The sequence below is a fragment of the Amycolatopsis rifamycinica genome, assembly GCF_000695625.1.
GTDB classification, from domain to species: Bacteria; Actinomycetota; Actinomycetes; order Mycobacteriales; family Pseudonocardiaceae; genus Amycolatopsis; species Amycolatopsis rifamycinica.
Window position 1 is genome coordinate 261,843 of sequence record NZ_JMQI01000011.1, and the last position, 18,659, is coordinate 280,501.

Sequence of the window (18,659 nt, forward strand, 5' to 3'; positions counted from 1 at the left end):
CCCCCAGTGTGTACTTAGTACGCATCATGCAACTTCATGCACTGTACCCACGGGGTGACGGGTTTCCGTACGAGTGGTGTTTTGGTCACAGCCAGGTGCGGACGCCTCCGTGGCCGGAACAGGTGCCGGACCGGTGCTGGCTGTAGCTGTAACTGCCGTCCTTGCAGAGGGCGGTGGCGCCGGCGGGGTTGTCGCTGGGCCGGTGGACGCAGTTGCCGTCCGAGTTCCGGTAGTAGTCGGCACCGCACTCGGCCGGCTTGGGCGCGGCCTGCGCGGTGGTGCCCGGCGCCTTGGGCTTCGGCGTGGTCACCTTCGGGACGGCCGCCTGCGGGGTGGGCGGCGCGGAGGTGACGACGGGCGCTTCGGACGTCGTGGGCGGCGCTTCGGTCGTGACCGGAACGGAATACGCGGGCGTCGAATACGTCGCGGCCGGGGTGTCGAGGACACCGACGTTCCCGGTGTTCTTCGGCGGCACCGCGCCGGCGCCACAGCCCGCGACCAGCAGGCCCGCGGCGAGGATCCACCCGAGTTTCTTGTTCACCGAGACTCCTTAGCGCCACGAAGCAATGCCGCGTAGTCGGCGCATCGGAGGCTCTTGTTACAACCGCCGCCGCCTAGACTCGGCGTATGTCCTGGCTACGGCGGTACGCGGCCGAGCTCACGGTCACCTTGACCGTGGTCGCCGGCTCGCTCTTCGCCGTCCTCAACGACGGTGCCGAGCCCGCCCGCCACGCCGCGATCGGCTGGGGGCTCACCCTCCTCTGCTGCGCCGCCCTCTTCCTCCGGCGCCGGTACCCGCTGAGCGTCGCCGGGTTCGCGCTCGTCTGCTGCGCGCTCTACTACCCCCTGACCGACCCCGACGGCCTCGTCCTGCTCGCCTTCGCCTACGCGCTCTACAACGCCGCCGCGGCCGGGCGGATCCGTGGTGCCGCGCTGCTCGTCGTCGCCGCGATGGCCGGCGTCACGGCCGGCGAAATCAGCTCGCGGACCGGGCGGCACGTCGACAACTTCGCGTTCTTCCTGATGACCGGCTGGTTCGTCGCCCTGGTCGCCGGCGGCGCCGTCGCGCACTACCGCGCCGAGGCCGAGCGCACGAAGGAAGCCGAGGCCCGGGCGCGGGCCACCGACGAACGCCTGCGCATCGCCCGCGAGCTGCACGACGTCCTCGGCCACCACCTCGCGCTGATCAACGTCCAGGCCGGCGCCGCGCTGCACCGCCGTGACCCTGGCCAGGCCGAGGAGGCGCTCGGGGCGATCAAGGACGCCAGCAAGACCGCGCTCCAGGAGTTGCGCGCGACGCTCGGCATGCTCCGGCAAACCGGCGGGCCGGGCCTCCAGCGGGTCGCGGAGCTGGCCGAATCGGTCGGCGCCTCCGGGCTGACCGTGCGGACCGAGATCGACGGCGTCGCCCGTGACCTGCCGCCGGACGTCGAGCACGCCGCGTTCCGGGTGGTCCAGGAGGCGCTGACCAACGTCGCCCGGCACGCCGGCGCGAAGACCGTCGTCGTCCGGCTCGGCTACGGCGCCGACGAGCTGACCGTGGCGGTCGACGACGACGGTCGCGGTGGCGCGGCCCCGGCGGGCAACGGCATCCGCGGGATGGCCGAACGCGCGCGGGCCCTCGGCGGCGAGCTGACCGCGGCGCCGCGCGAAGGCGGCGGCTACCGGGTGCGGGCCCGGCTCCCGGTGCGATGATGGGCCGATGATCCGGGTCCTGCTCGTCGACGACCAGCGGCTCGTCCGCGCCGGCTTCCGGTCCATTTTGGACGGCGAGGACGACATTTCCGTGGTGGCCGAGGCCGCGGACGGGCGCGAGGCGCTGCAGGCCGCGCACGACCACCACCCCGACGTCGTGCTGATGGACATCCGGATGCCGGTGCTCGACGGCCTCGCCGCCACCCGGCACCTCCTGGCCGACCCGGGCGTGCACACCAGGGTCGTCATCCTCACGACGTTCGACCTCGACGAGGACGTCTACGGCGCGCTGCGGGCGGGCGCGAGCGGGTTCCTGGTCAAGGACACCGAGCCCGAGGAGCTGATCCACGCCGTGCGCGTGGTCGCCCGCGGCGACGCGCTGCTGGCCCCGTCGATCACCCGGCGCCTCATCGCGGAGTTCGCCGCGCGCGGCACCCGGCCGGCGCCGTCCCCGGCACTCGACCGCCTCACCGACCGCGAACGCGAAGTGCTGTCCCTGGTCGCGGCCGGGCTGTCGAACGACGAGATCGCGCGCGAGCTCACCCTCAGCCCGGCGACGGCGAAAACGCACGTCAGCCGCATCATGACCAAGACCGGCACGCGCGACCGGGCCCAGCTCGTCGTCCTCGCCTACGAGTCCGGCGCGGTGACGCCCCGGTGGCTGACGCCCTGACCCGTACTCCGCCAGGAGTACGGGAACGGCCTTAGGGGACACCGCTGGGAGCACGCGAGGTGTCCTCCGCTGCGCGACGCGCGGTAGGGCCCTCCTCGCGAATCCTTGTCCACCATGGACACCATCACTCGTACCTCCGGGGGCGGCCTGGCGCGGCTGGCCGGCTGGGCGCAGCACCACCGGTGGCTCGCCGTCGCGCTCTGGGCGCTGGTCCTCATCGGCGTCACGGTCACCTCGCAGCTGGCCGGCAGCGCGTTCCACGACGACAACTCGTTGCCCGGCACCGAATCCCAGCAGGTCGTCGACCTGCTCAAGAGCTCCCCGCAGTCCGGCGCGAGCGCGCAGATCGTGCTGAAGGCCGACGGCGGGCTCGCCGCGAACCGCGCGCCGATCGACACCATGCTCGGCGAAGTCCGCGCCCTGCCGCACGTGCGGTCGGTGTCCGAAACGACGTTCTCGGCCGACGGGCGGATCGGCTACGCCACCGTCACCTTCGACGCGGCCTCGACCGACCTCCCCTACGACGACATCGTGAAGTTCGCCGACACCGCGAAGCGGGCCGGGCCGGTCGAAGTCGCGCTGGCCGGCGACCCGATCGAGCGGATCTCCGGGAGCGGCGGCCCCGCGGAGGGCGTCGGCCTGCTCGCCGCGCTGGTCATCCTCGTGTTCCTGTTCCGCTCGCTGCTCGCGGCCGGGCTGCCGGTCATCACCGCGGTGTTCGCGGTCGGCAGCACGCTGGGCGTGATCACCGTCGTCTCGCACGTCGTCGACATCGCCAGCTACACCTCGCCGCTGATGATGCTGGTCGGGTTCGGCGTCGGCGTCGACTACGCGCTGCTGATCTTTTCCCGCTACCGCACCGAACTCCTCGCGGGCCACGACCGTGACGCCGCCGCCCGCCGGGCGCTCGACACGGCCGGCCGCTCGGTGCTGTTCGCCGGGACGACCGTCATCATCGCGCTGCTCGGCCTCCTCGCGCTCGGGCTCGGCGGGCTGCGCGGGGTCGCGCTGTCCGTCGCGCTCACCGTCCTGATGACGATGCTCGCGTCCGTCACGCTCCTGCCCGCGCTGCTGTCGCTGTTCGGCAAGCGGCTCGAACGCGGCATCCGGCGGCACGCCGCTCGACGGGAGCACGGCAAGGCCTGGCGACGGCTCGCCGACGGCGTCCAACGGCGTCCGCTGGCTCCGCTCGCCATCGGCCTGATCGTCCTCATCGGACTGTCCCTTCCGGCCGCGGGCCTGCGGCTCGGGTTCGCCGACGCGAGCACCGACCCGGCCGGCTCCACCACACGGGAGGCCTACGACCTGCTGGCCGAGGGCTTCGGCCCGGGCTTCACCGGCCCGCTCGCGATCGTCACCGAAGACGGCGACACGGTCGCGTTGCGGCAACAGCTCGCAGTCACCCCGGGGATCGCCCGTGTCCTGCCGCCGATGGGCCGGACCGTCCTGGCCTTCCCGACGACGTCACCGCAGGATGAGGCGACCGCCGAGCTGGTGACGCGGCTGCGCACCGAGGTGCTGCCGGCGCTGCCGGGCCACTACCTCGTCGGCGGTTCCGTCGCGGCCGCGACCGACTTCGCCGGCGCCGTCGCGGACCGGCTGCCGCTGTTCGTGCTGGTGGTGGTCGGGCTGTCGGCGTTGCTGCTGATGGTCGTGTTCCGGTCGATCCTGATCCCGCTCAAGGCGGCGTTGCTGAACCTGCTGAGCATCGGCGCCTCCCTCGGCGTGATGACGCTGGTGTTCGGCGACGGCTGGTTCGGCGCGCAGCCCGGCCCGATCGAGGCGTTCGTGCCGGTGATGATCTTCGCGATCGTCTTCGGGCTGTCGATGGACTACGAGGTGTTCCTGGTGTCCCGGATGCACGAGGAGTGGCGGCGGACCGGCGACGCCCGGCTGGCGGTGCGCGAAGGGCTCGCCTCGACGGGCGCCGTGATCACCGCGGCGGGCGCGATCATGGTGCTCGTGTTCGGCGCGTTCCTGCTCGACCCCTCGCGGATGCTCGCCCAGTTCGGCCTCGGCCTGGCGGTCGCGGTGCTGCTGGACGCCCTGGTGATCCGCTGCCTTCTCGTCCCGGCGATCATGCGGCTGCTCGGGGCCCGGGCCTGGTGGCTGCCGCGGTGGCTGGACCGCCGGCTGCCGCACTTCGCGCTCGAGCCCTAACTCCCCCAGCTCGACGGCGTCTCCGACAGCCGGAAGTCCAGGCTGCCGCCGGTGCGGAGGAAGCCCGCGTCGAGCTTCCAGTCCCGCTGGGGACGGCCGTTCCGGCGGACGTCCTGGACGTACTTCCCGCTCCCCGACGTCGTGATCCGGATCGGCGCGCCGCCCGCCGGCCGGAGCACGGCGCTCGGGTGCAGCGGGCTCGACAGCAGCAGTTCCGCCGAGCCCGGCGTCCGCGGGTAGAGGCCGAGCGCCGAGAAGACGTACCAAGCGGACATCGTGCCGAGGTCGTCGTTGCCGGGCAGGCCCGACGGCCCGGTCGTGTAGACGGAGTTCACCAGCTGCCGCACGGTTTCCTGCGTCTTCCACGGCTGACCCAGCTCGTTGTACAGCCACGGCGCGTGGATGTCCGGCTCGTTCGTCGGGTCGTACTTCAGCGGGCCGCCGCCCTTGAGCTGCCAGTTCCCGCTCGCGTCGTGGAAGAAGCCGTCGAGGCGGCTGATCGCGGTGGCCTTGCCGCCCATGGCGTCGGCGAGGCCGGTGACCTCCTGCGGGACCATCCAGGTGTAGGCCGCCGCGCTGCCCTGCGCGAAACCGCGGTCGCTCGCCGGGTCGAACGGCGTCACCCAGCTGCCGTCGGCGTTGCGCGCCTGCGCGTACCCGGTGGCGGGGTTGAAGACGTTGCGCCAGTAGCCACCGCGGGCGTCGAGTTCCGCGGCTTCCTTCGTGCGGCCGAGCCGGCGGGCCCACTGCCCGAGCGCGAAGTCCGCGACGGAGTCTTCGAGCGTTTCGGCGGCACCGCCCCAGCAGTGGCAGACGTCTTGGGGCGCGTAGTGGGACGTCAGGTACTGCGCGAGGTTCGGCCGCTGGCCGACGCACTGGCCGGGGCAGCCGCCGTCCTGCAGGCCCTCCGGCCGCGGGATGGTCGCCTGCCGGTACAGCGAATCGAAGGCGCCGCGGTAGTCGAAGTTGCGGACCCCCATGGCGTAGAAGGTCGCGAGCGTCGCCGCCGACGGGTCGCCGGTCATGACGTGGGTGGCGCCGTTGACGTGCACCCAGCGGTCCCAGACGCCGTCGTTCTGCCGCGCGTAGTTGTAGAGCGACTGGGCGAAGTCGCCGGCCACGCGCGGTTGCAGCAGGGCCAGCAGCTGCACGTGGGCGCGGTACTGGTCCCAGCCGGAGAAGTTCGAGTACTGCGCGTCCTGCCCGGGTTCGACGCGGTGGGGTTTCCGGTCCATGCCCAGGTACCGGCCGTCGACGTCGCTGACCAGGTTGGGCTGCTGGAAGCTGTGGTAGAGCGCGGTGGTGAAGACGATCCGCTGGCCGGCCGTGCCGCCGCCGACGTCCACGCGGCTCAGTTCGGTGTTCCAGGCCCGCTTCGTCTTCTCGGCGATGCTGTCCACTGTGGACCTCGGCGGCTGCTCGGCCCGCAGGTTGCGTTCGGCGCCTTCGAGGGAGACGTAGGAGATCGCGATCCGCATCGTCACCGTGCTGCCGGGCGCGAAGGTGACGTAGCCGCCGGAGCCGCGTCCGGCGCGGTCCTTGCCGGTGGCGTAGCCTTCGCCGCCGGTCTGGTCGAGGCCGCCGGGCTGGAGCGTGGCGTCCTGCCACGTCCCGGTGCCGGTGAAGGGCTGGTCGAACCGGGCGGTGAAGTACAGGCGGTAGTAGGACTTGCGGTTGTTGACCCCGCCGTTCGCGCGGCGGCCGCAGAAGGCGCCGGTGAGCACGGACCCGGTGACCGTGCGGTTCGCCGGGTCGAGGTGGGTCTCGGCGTCTTCGCTGCCGTTGAGCGAGTTCGACGTGCGGAAGAGCAGGCTCGCGGGCTTGTCCGCCGGGTACCGCAGCGAGGCGATCGCGGTGCGTTCGGTCGCGGCCGCGTCCGTCGTGACGCCGTTGGCGAGGCCGAGCCGGTAGCGGCCGGGCGTCGCGGCTTCGTCGGCGTGGCTGAAGTTGCTCGCGTAGACGGCGTCGGTGGTGTCCGCGGTCGGCGACGAGGTGACGTCGCCGGCGAAGGGCATGATCGGCACGTCACCGGCGGCGCCGGGGTTGCAGCCGGCGCCGTTGACGTGGGTGAGGCTGAAGCCGCGGATCCGGGTGGTGTCGTACTGGTAGCCGTTGGCGGCGCCGGTGCTCGTCTGGTCGCCACGGGTGCTGGTCGGGCTCCAGGCCAGCATGCCGAAGGGCGCGGTGGCCCCGGGGTAGGTGTTGCCGTCCCCCGCCGAGCCGATGAGCGGATCGACGAAGTCGGCGGGGCTCAGCCCGGCGGCGGTTGACATCGTTGTCAGCGTCGAGGAGAGCAAGGTGGCGGCGAGAGCCACCGTGAGGGAACGGCGCATGGGCGGAGACTAACCCGCCCCCGGTGGCCTGCGGGCAAACAGAAGCGGACAAACTGCCGGACTATTCCGCCCGCACGACGGATTGGGGAACCGAGGATGATCGCACGCACCTGGCGCGGCTGGGCGCCCGCCGCGACGGCCGACGACTACCAACGGCACTACGAAACCGACGTGGCGGAGCACCTGCGCGACGTGCCCGGCTTCCAGGGCGCCCGATTGCTGCGGCGCCGGGTCGGCGACGAGGTCGAGTTCACCTCGATCACGTTCTTCACCGATCTCGACGCCGTACGTGGCTTCGCGGGCGAGAGCTACGAAGAGGCCGTTCTCGAGGAGGGCGCGCGGCGGGCGCTGAGCCGCTGGGACGACCGCGTGAGCCACGCCGAGGTCGCCGTCGCGTTGTGACGAACGGGCCGTTCCCGGGAAGGGAACGGCCCGTTCGATCAACGCGGCTTATTCGTAGATCTCGCCCTTGGCGGCCTTCTCCACCAGCGAAGCCGGGGGCTCGAAGTGGTCGCCGTAGCGGGCGGCCAGCTCACGCGCCCGGTCGACGAAGCCCTGCAGGCCACCCTCGTACTGGTTGATGTACTGGATGACACCACCGGTCCACGCCGGGAAGCCGATGCCGAAGATCGAGCCGATGTTGGCGTCGGCCACCGACGTCAGCACGCCCTCGTCGAAGCACTTGACCGTCTCGAGGGCCTCGGCGAAGAGCATCCGCTCTTTGAGGTCCTCGAACGGCACCTGCGCCGAGCCGGACTTGAACGCGTCGCGCAGGCCCGGCCACAGGCCGGCGCGCTTGCCTTCGGAGTCGTACTCGTAGAAGCCCGCGCCCGTCGAGCGGCCCTTGCGGTCGAACTCCTCGACCATCCGGTCGATGACGGCCTCCGACGCGTGCGACTTCCAGGTGCCACCCGCGGCCTCGACGGCTTCCTTGGACTCCTGGCGGATCTTGCGCGGCAGGGTCAGCGTCAGCTCGTCCATCAGCTGCAGCGGCGGCGCCGGGTAGCCGGCCTGCGCGCCGGCCTGCTCGATCGACGCCGGCTCGACGCCCTCGCCCAGCGCGGCGACTGCCTCGTTGATGAACGTGCCGATCACGCGCGAGGTGAAGAAGCCGCGGCTGTCGTTGACGACGATCGGGGTCTTCTTGATCTGCAGCGTGTAGTCGAAGACCTTGGCCAGCGTGGCCGGCGACGTCTTCTCACCGCAGATGATCTCGACCAGCGGCATCTTGTCCACCGGCGAGAAGAAGTGGATCCCGATGAAGTCCTCCTGCCGCTGCACGCCCTCGGCGAGCGTGGTGATCGGCAGGGTCGAGGTGTTGGAGCCCAGCACGGCGTCGGCGTTGACGATGCCTTCGATCTCGCCGAACACCTTGTGCTTCAGCTCGACGCTCTCGAAGACGGCCTCGATGACGAAGTCGACGCCCGCGAAGTCGGCCGGGTCGGCGGTCGGCTTGATCTTGGCCAGCAGCGCGTCCGACTTCTCCTGCGTGGTCTTGCCGCGCGAAAGGGCCTTCTGCTCGATCTTCTCGGCGTAGCCCTTGCCCTTCTCGGCCGCCTCGAGCGAGACGTCCTTGAGCACGACGTCGATGCCCGCCTTCGCCGAGACGTACGCGATCGCCGCGCCCATCATCCCGGCGCCGAGCACGCCGACCTTCTTGGCCGTGTACTTCTCGAAGCCGTCCGGCCGCGAACCGCCGGAGTTGATGGTCTGCAGGTCGAAGAAGAACGCCTTCGTCATGTTCTTCGAGACCTGGCCGGTGGCGAGGTGGATGAAGTAGCGCGTCTCGATCAGCTGCGCGGTGTCGAAGTCGACCTGCGCGCCCTCGATCGCGGCGGCCAGGATCGCCCGCGGCGCCGGCATGTTCGCACCCTTGATCTGCTTGCGCAGGTTCGCCGGGAACGCCGGCAGGTTGGCCGCGAAGCTCGGGTTCGACGGGGTGCCGCCGGGGATCTTGTAGCCCTTGACGTCCCACGGCTGCACGCCGCCGTCGGGGTTCGCCTTGATCCACGCCTTCGCGGCGGGGACGAGCTCCTCGACCGAGCCGACGAGCTCGTGCACCAGGCCGAGCTCCAGCGCCTTGGCCGGGCGGTGCCGCTGGCCCTGCAGCAGGACGTTCAGCAGCGCGCTCTGGATGCCCAGCAGGCGCACGGTGCGGACCACGCCACCGCCGCCGGGCAGCAGGCCCAGCGTCACCTCGGGCAGGCCGATCTGGCTGCCCTTGACGTCGGCGGCGATGCGGTGGTGCGTCGCCAGCGCGATCTCCAGGCCACCGCCGAGCGCGGCGCCGTTGATCGCCGCGACGACCGGCTTGCCGAGCTGCTCGATGCGGCGCATCTGCCCCTTCATCAGGGTGCTGCCCTCGGTCAGCTCGACCGCGTGCTCGGGCTTGGCCTGGATGAGGTCGTTCAGGTCGCCGCCGGCGAAGAACGTCTTCTTGGCGGACGTGATGACGACGCCGGTGATGGAGTCCTTCTCGGCCTCCAGGCGGTCGACCGTGACACCGAGCGACTCGCGGAAGTCGGCGTTCATCGTGTTCGCCGACTGGTTCGGGTCGTCGAGGGTCAGGGTGACGATGCCGTCTTCGTCCTGGTCCCAGCGGATGGTCTTGCTTTCCGGCATTTCAGTCCTCACACCCGCTCGATGATGGTCGCGACGCCCATGCCGCCGCCGATGCACAGGGTCACCAGGGCGCGGCGCGCCTGGCGGCGTTCCAGCTCGTCGACCACGGTGCCGACCAGCATCGCGCCGGTGGCGCCGAGCGGGTGGCCCATGGCGATCGCGCCGCCGTTGACGTTGACCTTCTCCTCGTCGAGGTGCAGGTCCTTGATCCACTTGAGCACGACGGAGGCGAACGCCTCGTTGAGCTCCCACAGGTCGATGTCCTCGGGCGTGAGGCCCGCGGCCTTGAGGACCTTCTCGGTGGCCGGCGTGGGGCCGGTGAGCATGATCGTCGGCTCGGAGCCGATCGACGCGGTGGCCACGATCCGCGCCCGCGGGGTCAGCCCGAAGGTCTTGCCGACCTGCTCGGAGCCGACGAGGACCAGCGCGGCGCCGTCGACGATGCCGGAGGAGTTGCCGCCGGTGTGGACGTGGTTGATCTTCTCGACCGAGTGGTACTTCTGCAGCGCGACGGCGTCGAAGCCGCCCAGCTCGCCGATGCCGGCGAAGGCGGGCTTCAGCTTGCCGAGGCTCTCGACGGTGGAGCCGGGACGGCGGTGCTCGTCGTGGTCCAGGACCGTGACGCCGTTGATGTCCTTGACCGGGACGACGGACTTGGCGAAGTAGCCGCCGGACCAGGCCGCCTCGGCGCGGTCCTGCGAGCGGACGGCCCAGCGGTCGACGTCCTCGCGGGAGAAGCCCTCGATGGTCGCGATCAGGTCGGCGCCGGTGCCCTGCGGGACGATGTAGTTGTCGTAGGCGGTGGCCGGGTCCATGAACAGCGCGCCGCCGTCGGAGCCCATCGGCACCCGCGACATCGACTCGACGCCACCGGCGATGATCAGGTTGTCCCAGCCGGAGCGGACCTTCTGCGCGGCGGTGTTGGTGGCCTCCAGGCCGGAGGCGCAGAACCGGTTGAGCTGCACACCGGCGACGGTCTCGGGCAGCCCGGCGTTCAGCGCGGCGGTGCGCGCGATGACGGCCCCCTGCTCCCCGACGGGCGAGACGACGCCGAGCACGATGTCGTCGATCGCGGCGGGGTCGAGGTTCGGGTGGCGGACCTTCAGTTCGTTGATCAGGCCGACCACCAGGTCGACCGGCTTGGTGCCGTGCAGGGCACCGCCCTTGTTCTTGCCGCGAGGCGTGCGGATCGCCTCGTAGATGTAGGCCTCGCTACTCACTGAACTACTCCTCGCGAGCTGTCGGACGTCGTCGTGCCGTGGCCGATGATACCGGCCAGTAGGGCTAATGGCCATTAACATATCGCCGGATAACCCCATGGTGTCAATGGGTTGCGGGTGTGCCATGAGCCGCTATCGTTCACTCACCATGACCGAACACAGCTCCCGTCCCCGAGACCGCAGGGCCCAGCTGGCCGCGGTGGCGGCGGAGCTGTTCCGAGCCCGCGGCTTCCCCGGAGTGGGAATCAAGGACATAGCGGACGCGGCGGGCGTAACAGGCCCGGCGTTGTACAGGCACTTCGCGGACAAGCAGGCAATCCTGGCGTACGTGGTCCTGACCGGCTTCGAGGAGATGGAGGCGGCGACGGCTTCGGCGCTTTCGGACTCGGTGCCGCCCGCTGACCAGCTGGAATCCCTCCTGAGCCGGCTCGCCACCCAGGCCGTGGAGCGCCGTGAGATCGCGGCGCTGTGGCGCTGGGAGGGCCGGCATCTGCCGAAGGAGGACCAGCGCGAGATCGCCCGCAGGTCGGCATTGGTACTGGCAGCGTGGTCGAAGGCGCTGCAGGCCCGCCGCCCGGAGCTGCCCGCCGAGGACGCGGAGCTCCTCTGCTGGGCGGCGCTGTCGGTGTTCGGCAGCGTGTCGGTCCACCACACGTCGGTGGCCCGTCGGCGCTTCGCTCAGTTGCTGATCGAACTGGCCCTGAATGTGCTGAACGCCACACTGCCTTCGCCTGCCACACCGCCTTCGGTGTCCATCGCAAGCTTGGGCACACCCTCCCGCCGCGAGCAGGTCCTGGCGGAGGCAACGGCATTGTTCGCCCAGAGGGGCTACCACGCCGTGAGCATGGAGGACATCGGATCGGCGGCGGGCATAGCCGGGCCCAGCGTCTACCGCCACTTCCCCAGCAAGGCAGCGCTGATGGTGGCCATCGGCCACCGAGCAGCCGACCGCCTGGCCGTGGCGGCCGAGCGAGCCCTACAGACGTCGGACGAGCGCTCGGCCCTGCGTCGCCTGGCGGCGTCGTACGTGCACACGATCTTGCACACGCCGGAGTTGCTGGTGTCGTTCTCGGCGGACCGGGTGACGATGCCGGACCGGGACAAGGCAGACCTGCTGCGGGTGCAGCGGGACTACGTGGCCCAGTGGGTGACGCTGCTGTCCACCGTCCGCCCTTCGCTGCCGGCGAGGGAAGCGAAGATCACGGTCCATGCGGCGCTGACCATCGCGAACGACCTGGCCCGGACCCGCCGGGTGGCTTCGAGGCCGCACTTCGAGGCAGAGCTGACGACGTTACTCCATATGGTCCTGGGCGTCGCCGGGTAATCGTTCACCGCTCGGCCTGCCATCGATGTCACTATTGTCCCAGTAGCGTCCGGACGGACGCATTCACTCGAAATTGCACGTGCACGGTGACCCCGGAAGCTGGCATCATGGGGCACCGTGGCCGTCGGTCGGCCCATTCGCCGATCGGGAGGGACGCAGAATGACCGCGCTGCTCGAAAGCTTGGCTCCCAACCTCGAATCCGAGGTCATGGACCTGGGGAACGTCCCGCTGGCGATGCTTCGCACATTGGACACTCCCGTGCTGCACCGCGCGGTCCGGCACGTAGTCGAGGACGCGGGATATGTCCGAGTCTGCGACCAAAAGCTGGAAAACGGCTGGTCCCGCTGACGCCCTAGCACCGTGACACCGTACGAACCCGGAACAGGTCCCGAAGAATTCACGGTTCACCGGCTCAGCATGGTGGACTTCACCGAATTGGCCCACGGCACCGGCGGCGCGCCAGTGGTGCACCGGCTGCGGAAAACCGAGCGCAGTCGCCGGCTGCTGCTCCTCCGCGCCGTGACCGACATCGCCGCCAAGAAGAGCGACTTGCCGGGGCCGCTGCCCGATCCCGAGCAAGCCTGGGAGTTGCTGTCCCGTGTGCAGGGCGTAGCGCCGGACGCTCTCGACCTCGTCCTCGCTCATCCTTACACCGGCAGCTGGCTGGGCTACACGTCCCGGCTGCTCCACCGGCAGATCGCCGGCGTATGCCCGCTGTGGGTGCACGTCGGCCACATCCACGCGATCGCGGCGGCCGCCGCGATTCGGGCGAAACTGTCTTTCAGCACCGAGATCCCGGTCTGGTCCGGGAATGCCGCGCTTCCCGGTCTGGGCGTCGCCAAGCTCGGCGGCGATGAGCTCCACTCGGTTGCGAAGGTGCGGTGCGACCGCAGCCGACGGGAAATCCGTGGCGAAACGTCGGCCGTCGAACTCCCCACCGACCTGTCGAGTGATGCACCCGGTTGGTGGGGCGTCCGGCAGGTGACCCTGCGGGCCGCCGCGAAGACGTTGACGCTTCGCCTCGACGACGTCGACCCTTACCGCGGTTCGTACGATCCGATTCTCCCGCAGCGGCTCCCCGCCGCCGAGGTGCGGGAGTGGGCCGTGCTGCTCGACGAAGCATGGCAGTTGATCACTCGCTGCCTGCCCCAGGAAGCCGAAGCACTGCAAGCGGGTTTCGACTCCGTCGTTCCGCGGGCGCTGATGCCGTTCCGGACGTCCAGTGCCTCGAGTGGCGAGGCGTTCGGAAGCGCGATCGTCGCGAGACCCACCGATCCCGCCACGCTGGCCGCGATGCTGATCCACGAGTTTCACCACAACCGGCTGAGCGGGCTGTTGCACCTCGTCTGTCTGCACACCGACGATCCCGCCGAACGGTTCTACACCCCGTGGCGCGACGACCCGCGGCCACTCGGCGGGGTATTCCAAGGCGTCTACGCATTTTTCGGGGTGGCCGCCTTTTGGCGAGCGCTCACGAGAGATGACGGCTACCAGCTCCGTCTGCTCGCGGAGTTCGAATTCGCCTACTGGCGCGCGGCGACCTGGCGCGTCCTTCGCGTCCTTCAGAACGATCCTGAGCTGACCGACGATGGGCGGCTCTTCCTCGGCGGCGTCGCCGACCTGGTCGGGTCTTGGCAGCAGGAAGAGGTGTCCGCGGTCGTCGCGGCGGCTGCCGCGGCCGCCGCCACCGACCACTACGCCGGCTGGCGGCTACGCCATCTGCGCCCGGACCCTGCGGCGGTCGTCGCGCTCGCGGACGCCTGGTGCTCGGGAAAGACCCGGCCGCCGCTCGGTCGCATCGAGGACGGTTTGCCCACACCGGTCCCCGACGGACGCTGGCGGCACGCACGCCTCGACCTCGTTCGGCTGGCCATCACCGACCACCGAAGACTGGCGCGATCCTGGTCGACCGTGCCCGACGCCACCCCTGCCGATTTCGCCTACGCCGACGGCCGCATTCCGGCCGCTGTGCAGGGCTACCTCGCTGAATTGGCCGAGGATCCCGAGTCGCCCGCGGCCTGGGCGGGTTTGGGGCTCGCACTGGCCAAGTCGGACGCCGCTGCCGGACACGCTCTCCTCCGCTGCCCCGAGCTGGTGCGCGCGGTGCACCGGGCGGTGCGGGCACGAGGTGTCCCCTGTCCGCCGGACAGGCTGTCCGCCTGGATCGGCTGGCTCGACGCGGGCGGCCAACCCGGCGAGTAGCGTGCCTCGCCGGCGAACAACCCGCTTGGCCGAGCGGGCCACGACCACCGTGGCTGGTGTGCATCGCGGCGATCCGCACCAGCCCGGCATTCCCCGAGGAAGCACGTCCCGTCGGCCGCCCCGGGGTCAGAGGGGCAGCGGATCGATGTCGCAGTCCGCGCGGCTGCCCTTGCAGACGGCGATGACATCGGGATGCCCATCGCCGAGAACGTGCCGATACTGCCCGAGCACCTCGCTGTAAACAGCTTCCACTCCCTGTTGCCGCCCCGTCGATCGCAGGTCCAGCACGCGGTTGAAGCGCGCGGCCAGGGTGATCGGATGGCCGGGGCCGAGTACGCACTCGGCCCTCACCACGATGTCCGCGCCCAGTTCCAGGGCCAGCTCGGTGCTTCCGAAGGCAGCGAAGTCGCTGGCTAGATTGACGCCACAGGCCAGCGCACTGGGGTGATCGGGCCCGAGCGACTCCCGGAGCTGAGACAGCGAACGCTCGTCGAGATCCTTCGCCTCCGGGATGCCGGACAGACGGAGGGTGACCGCGAGGTCGACCGCCGCCGCTGTGGTGTGCGGATGGCTCTCGCCCAGGTTCCGCCGATACCGCTCGAAAATCTCCTCGCCCAGTTCCCGTGCCCGTGCGAGTTCGCCCGCGTACCGCAGGTCGATCGAATAGCCGAGCGCGCAGGCCATCACGTTGAAGTTGTCGTTGCCGTACCGCTGCACGAACCGTTTCAGCACTTCGGCGGCCAGCTCCCTGGCCGCTTGGTAGTCGCCGGCTTTGCGTCGGGTCACCGCGAGATAGGCGCGTCTCCGAAGCGTCTCGGCGTTGTCGTCGCCGAAGATCTTTCGGACGCGTTCGGCGATCACTTCGTGCTCGCGGCGAGCCCACTCGTATCGACCGGCTTCGCGCTGACCGATGATAAGGCCCATCAGTGAACTGAGCGTTTCGGCGTGGTCGTAGCCGAGCACCTCGATCTGCCGTCGGTAGTTGGCTTCGTCGAGTTCGACACTTGCCCGGAAGTCACCGCAGAGTCGCAGGCTGGTGCCGTGGATCCGGGCCGCACGCAGCGTTGCCGGATCGTCTTCTCCGAAGAGGACTCTGGACTTCCGGTAGACCTCTTCGGTCAGATCACGGGCCGCCATGAAATCACCCTGGGCGGAGAGGTCGCCGGCGACGGCGATCTGCGCGGCCAACGTCTCTTCACTTTCGTCGCCCGAGATCCGCCGCCGCGTTTCGAGCGTCGTCCGGTTGATTTGCGCTGCTTCGGCGTAACGGCCGGTCACCCAGTAGTAATAGCCGAGACGCTCCGCCGCCTGGACGGTATGCGGGTCGTCTTCGCCCAGTCTGAACCGCCATTCGCGGAGGGTCAGCTCAGCCAGCCGGACGGCTTCGTCGTGGTCCCCCCACTGGTAGAGGAATCCCATGAGGTTGAGCACCAGCTGACCGACCCAGCGCTCGTCGCACTCCACGATCTCCGCGGCGTAGGCGTGTGGAAGGAGCTCCCGGTAGCGCGGCCACTGCTTCGACGAAGCCGGATCGTTCGGATCGAGGTTGCTCAGCAGCAGGTGAGCACCGTGCCGCATCTTGGCTCGCAGTTCCGGGGTCATCCTGTTGCGCAGCACCAGCTGGACCAGGCGGTGCACGATCAGGGTGTCACTACGGTAGTCGATCTTGGCGAGGCTGTAGCGGTTGATGGCCCGGATGGCCATGGACAGCTTGATCGGGTCTCGCAGGGCCGAGTCGAGCTCCGGCGATATCGTCACCCCGCGCACCCCGGAAAAGACCGTTCGCGAAATGGGTTCGGGAGCGAAGAAGGCACACACCTGGAGCAGCTGGTGTGCAGCCGCGTTCCGGGTTCTCAGCTCGTCGAACGCGACATTCCAAGCCGCCGCGACAGGCAGGTCGTAATCGGCCGGGGCGGACGTGTTCAGGATCTCCGCTACCTTCTCGTCGAACAACCGCAGGTACTCGTGGACCGGCATTCCGGTTTCCGCACGCCAGGCCGCCGCCTGTTCGATCGCGAGAGGCAGATCCCCCAGCTTTTCGGCGAGCCGGTCGGCGTCGGCTTCGTCGATCTCCGGGCCGCGCCGGTGCAGGAGTTCGAGGCTTTCCGCGCGGGAGAAAACGTCGACCTCGATCGGCCGAGCGACGCTGGTCCAGTCCGGATTCCTCGTGGTGATCAGGATTTGCCCGGTGCCGTTGGTGGGGAAGAACGAACGAACCATACGAGGGTCTTCGGCCGAATCGAACACCAGGAGCCAGCGCCCGTAGGGACGTCCGGTTCTCAGCGCCTCGCGAGCGGCCGGCACCGCGGAGTCCGCCTCTTCTGCTCCCGGAAGGCCCAGCTGACGGGCGAGTTCGGTGAACGCGCCCCGGATTTGCGTCGGATGCGCGGCATGGATCCACCAGACGATGTCGTAGTCCGACGAGTGGTTGTGGATGTATTCGACCGCAATCTGCGTTTTTCCGATACCGCCCATGCCATGCAACACCGACGGCAGGACAGCGGAAGCACCACCAGCCATGGATTCGGAGAGCCGCCGGAGCAGTTCCCGGCGTCCGGTGAACTTGGGATTCCGCGGCGGGATGCTGCCCCAGACGGCGGGCACCTCGGGTCGCTTCTGGTATTCCAGCTCGTGTGCCTCTTCCGGGTAACGCGTGGTCGTGCGAGCTTCTACCAATACGGGCGGTGTCTGTGCGCCGCCTTCGATGACGAGTGCTTCTGTCGGCAAAGGCGTCTCAGGCCTCATCGCAGTCACCGACTCACCATAGCTCTCGGCGAGATCTCGGCTTTTCGGGTCCCGATACTTTCCCTCTGACAGGAATTGACGGGATGAATTTCGCTCGATCGAGCTAAGTCGTTGAGCGCGGGGCAAATAGGGACCGCTCAATGCCTGCATCACCACCCGCTCGAGTGCGGTGGCCCCGACGGGTTCCCTACCCGGCTCGGGGTCGGGCGCGCTGTCCGGCGCGTCGACGGCGGCTGGGAGCCGGCTGAACGTGCCCAGGGAATCGCCGAATCGTGCCGACGTGGCGCGGACGACTTCGGCGGTCTCCGACCGTCGAGCCCCGCCCAGCAGGACCTGCCGCACGGATACGGGGAAGTCGAAAGTCAGCGTGTCCGTGATCCGGTCGTCGTCCATGTCACCGATCGGCGGCAGCAGACCGCTGTAGAGCACTTCCGCCAGGTGTTCCGAGCCTGCTTCCGGCAGCAGCTCGGTCTGGACGAACTGCGCCACCGGGAAGGTGGCCGGTACGGCCGCGAGCATCTTGGCGAGCCGATGTGCCGGCGGCGAAGCCGTGCTCAGGAAGTACCGGACCCGGTCCTGAGCGGATTCCTGCTCCCGGTGCTCGAACCCCGCTGCGGCACCATCGGCGCAGGCTCCGCCCAGCAGCACCCTGGCCATCACTGGTCCCGCGTGCTCGCCACATACCAGCCTGGCCCACCAATCCAGCCAGCGCGGCCCCATCTCCAGCACCGGCACGGGCACGACCCCGTGCCGCTCGGTGTGCGTCGGTCCGTCGGCCCAGGCGTCCGGCAGCTCCAGGCCCCAGCGGGAGTTCGGGGCCAACGGCACCGGCACGCTCAACCTGGCTCGGCGTACCTCCAGCCCGCGCGCCCAGAGCCGCTGCGGCAGCATGTGCACCACCGCAGTCGGCATCACTTCGGCCCACTCGGCGAGAACAGCCGGAACCGCTCCCGTCCGCCAGAGTTCGCCCGCTCCGTCGGTCAGCACGAGGACGAGCCGCCGGCCGGTCGGGTCGATCAGCTCGGCCGGATCACGAGGCTGCGAGGCCGGCGCGTCGCCGTGCAGCACCGGTCTGATCCGGTCGCCGTCGCCGGTCCGGGTATCGAGCCGACGGAACTGGATGGTCCGGAAACCGCCCAGCTGCTCGAGACCGGTGCGGAACGCCGCGACCGTGGACTGCCACAGGCGCATGGACGGCGCCGCGTCGGTAACCACGGTCAGATCCAGCCACCGTTCGGTGTCCGGTGTGGTGATCGGCAGCCAGAGCCCGTCCTCGGCGACCCGTTCGGCGGTGGCGACCTCGTCGAGCACCACCTCGCCCGCGTGCCGCGACTCGACCTTGCGCTTCAGCGTACGGAGGGCGCGAACGACGGCGGAAACCCTGATCAACGCGGAGTCCTGGACGGGAAGCGGCACCGCGGACAGCGATGTCGTGGCACTCTCACCCGCCGTCGGCACCTGTTTCCGCGTCACGGGCTTCACCGGCTCGCCGGCATGTGCCCGGGGAGGGGCCGGGCGCGGACGGCCGTCCGGCTTTCCGCCGCCTGCGGAAAGGAACGAGCTGTCCCGCGGCAGGGCATCCGCGGCCCGTTGTTCCTGCTCTTCGGGTACCCGGCCACCGGTGACAGTGGTCAGCCATACCGCGTCGGCCAAATCCCGCCAGTCGAGGCTGGACATCGTGTGC

12 protein-coding genes are annotated in these 18,659 nt (G+C 69.9%); 7 read left to right on the forward strand and 5 right to left on the reverse strand.

Features of this window, described 5'->3' with window-relative positions:
* Nucleotides 1-85 precede the first annotated feature (85 nt).
* Entirely contained in the window at nt 86-541 is a 456-nt protein-coding gene (locus DV20_RS06025; RefSeq protein WP_043777023.1) for a DUF3761 domain-containing protein, read from the reverse strand.
* Between the two features lie 86 nt (nt 542-627).
* On the opposite strand from DV20_RS06025, the gene DV20_RS06030 reads away from it, so the two are divergent.
* From DV20_RS06030 to DV20_RS06040, 3 genes are all read left to right on the forward strand, one after another.
* On the forward strand, nt 628-1,695 hold the full coding sequence (locus DV20_RS06030) for a sensor histidine kinase (protein WP_043777024.1): 1,068 nt from the start codon (nt 628-630) through the stop codon (nt 1,693-1,695).
* Nucleotides 1,696-1,702: 7 nt separating this feature from the next.
* Entirely contained in the window at nt 1,703-2,368 is a 666-nt protein-coding gene (locus DV20_RS06035) for a response regulator (RefSeq protein ID WP_043777026.1), read from the forward strand.
* A 114-nt stretch (nt 2,369-2,482) separates the two neighbouring features.
* On the forward strand, nt 2,483-4,528 hold the full coding sequence (locus tag DV20_RS06040; RefSeq protein ID WP_043777028.1) for an MMPL family transporter: 2,046 nt from the start codon (nt 2,483-2,485) through the stop codon (nt 4,526-4,528).
* Here DV20_RS06040 and DV20_RS06045 read toward each other — a convergent pair.
* Nucleotides 4,525-6,861, reverse strand: a complete 2,337-nt coding sequence (locus tag DV20_RS06045; protein ID WP_043777030.1) for a GH92 family glycosyl hydrolase — start codon at nt 6,859-6,861, stop codon at nt 4,525-4,527. The genes DV20_RS06040 and DV20_RS06045 overlap by 4 nt on opposite strands.
* A 96-nt stretch (nt 6,862-6,957) precedes the next feature.
* Here DV20_RS06045 and DV20_RS06050 point away from each other — a divergent pair, with 96 nt between their 5' ends.
* Nucleotides 6,958-7,263, forward strand: a complete 306-nt coding sequence (locus DV20_RS06050; RefSeq protein WP_043777032.1) for an antibiotic biosynthesis monooxygenase family protein — start codon at nt 6,958-6,960, stop codon at nt 7,261-7,263.
* A gap of 48 nt (nt 7,264-7,311) precedes the next feature.
* On the opposite strand, the gene DV20_RS06055 is transcribed toward DV20_RS06050, so the two are convergent.
* Entirely contained in the window at nt 7,312-9,483 is a 2,172-nt protein-coding gene (locus tag DV20_RS06055; protein ID WP_043777033.1) for a 3-hydroxyacyl-CoA dehydrogenase NAD-binding domain-containing protein, read from the reverse strand.
* Nucleotides 9,484-9,491: 8 nt separating this feature from the next.
* The gene (locus DV20_RS06060; RefSeq protein WP_043777035.1) at nt 9,492-10,703 is read right to left on the reverse strand and encodes an acetyl-CoA C-acetyltransferase; all 1,212 of its coding nucleotides are present in this window, start codon (nt 10,701-10,703) and stop codon (nt 9,492-9,494) included.
* 148 nt (nt 10,704-10,851) lie between these two features.
* Here DV20_RS06060 and DV20_RS06065 point away from each other — a divergent pair, with 148 nt between their 5' ends.
* The 3 genes from DV20_RS06065 (at nt 10,852) to DV20_RS06075 (ending at nt 14,230) form a co-directional block, all read left to right on the forward strand.
* Nucleotides 10,852-12,027, forward strand: coding sequence for a TetR/AcrR family transcriptional regulator (locus DV20_RS06065; protein ID WP_043777242.1), 1,176 nt, complete (start codon nt 10,852-10,854; stop codon nt 12,025-12,027).
* 160 nt (nt 12,028-12,187) lie between these two features.
* Nucleotides 12,188-12,376, forward strand: a complete 189-nt coding sequence (locus DV20_RS06070; protein WP_043777036.1) for a hypothetical protein — start codon at nt 12,188-12,190, stop codon at nt 12,374-12,376.
* Between the two features lie 12 nt (nt 12,377-12,388).
* On the forward strand, nt 12,389-14,230 hold the full coding sequence (locus DV20_RS06075; protein WP_043777038.1) for an HEXXH motif domain-containing protein: 1,842 nt from the start codon (nt 12,389-12,391) through the stop codon (nt 14,228-14,230).
* Between the two features lie 126 nt (nt 14,231-14,356).
* Here the strand turns inward: DV20_RS06075 and fxsT are convergent, their stop codons facing one another.
* A complete protein-coding gene (gene fxsT / locus DV20_RS06080) occupies nt 14,357-18,652 on the reverse strand; it encodes an FxSxx-COOH system tetratricopeptide repeat protein (protein ID WP_235190716.1) in 4,296 nt (1,431 codons plus the stop codon).
* Between the last annotated feature and the right edge of the window lie 7 nt (nt 18,653-18,659).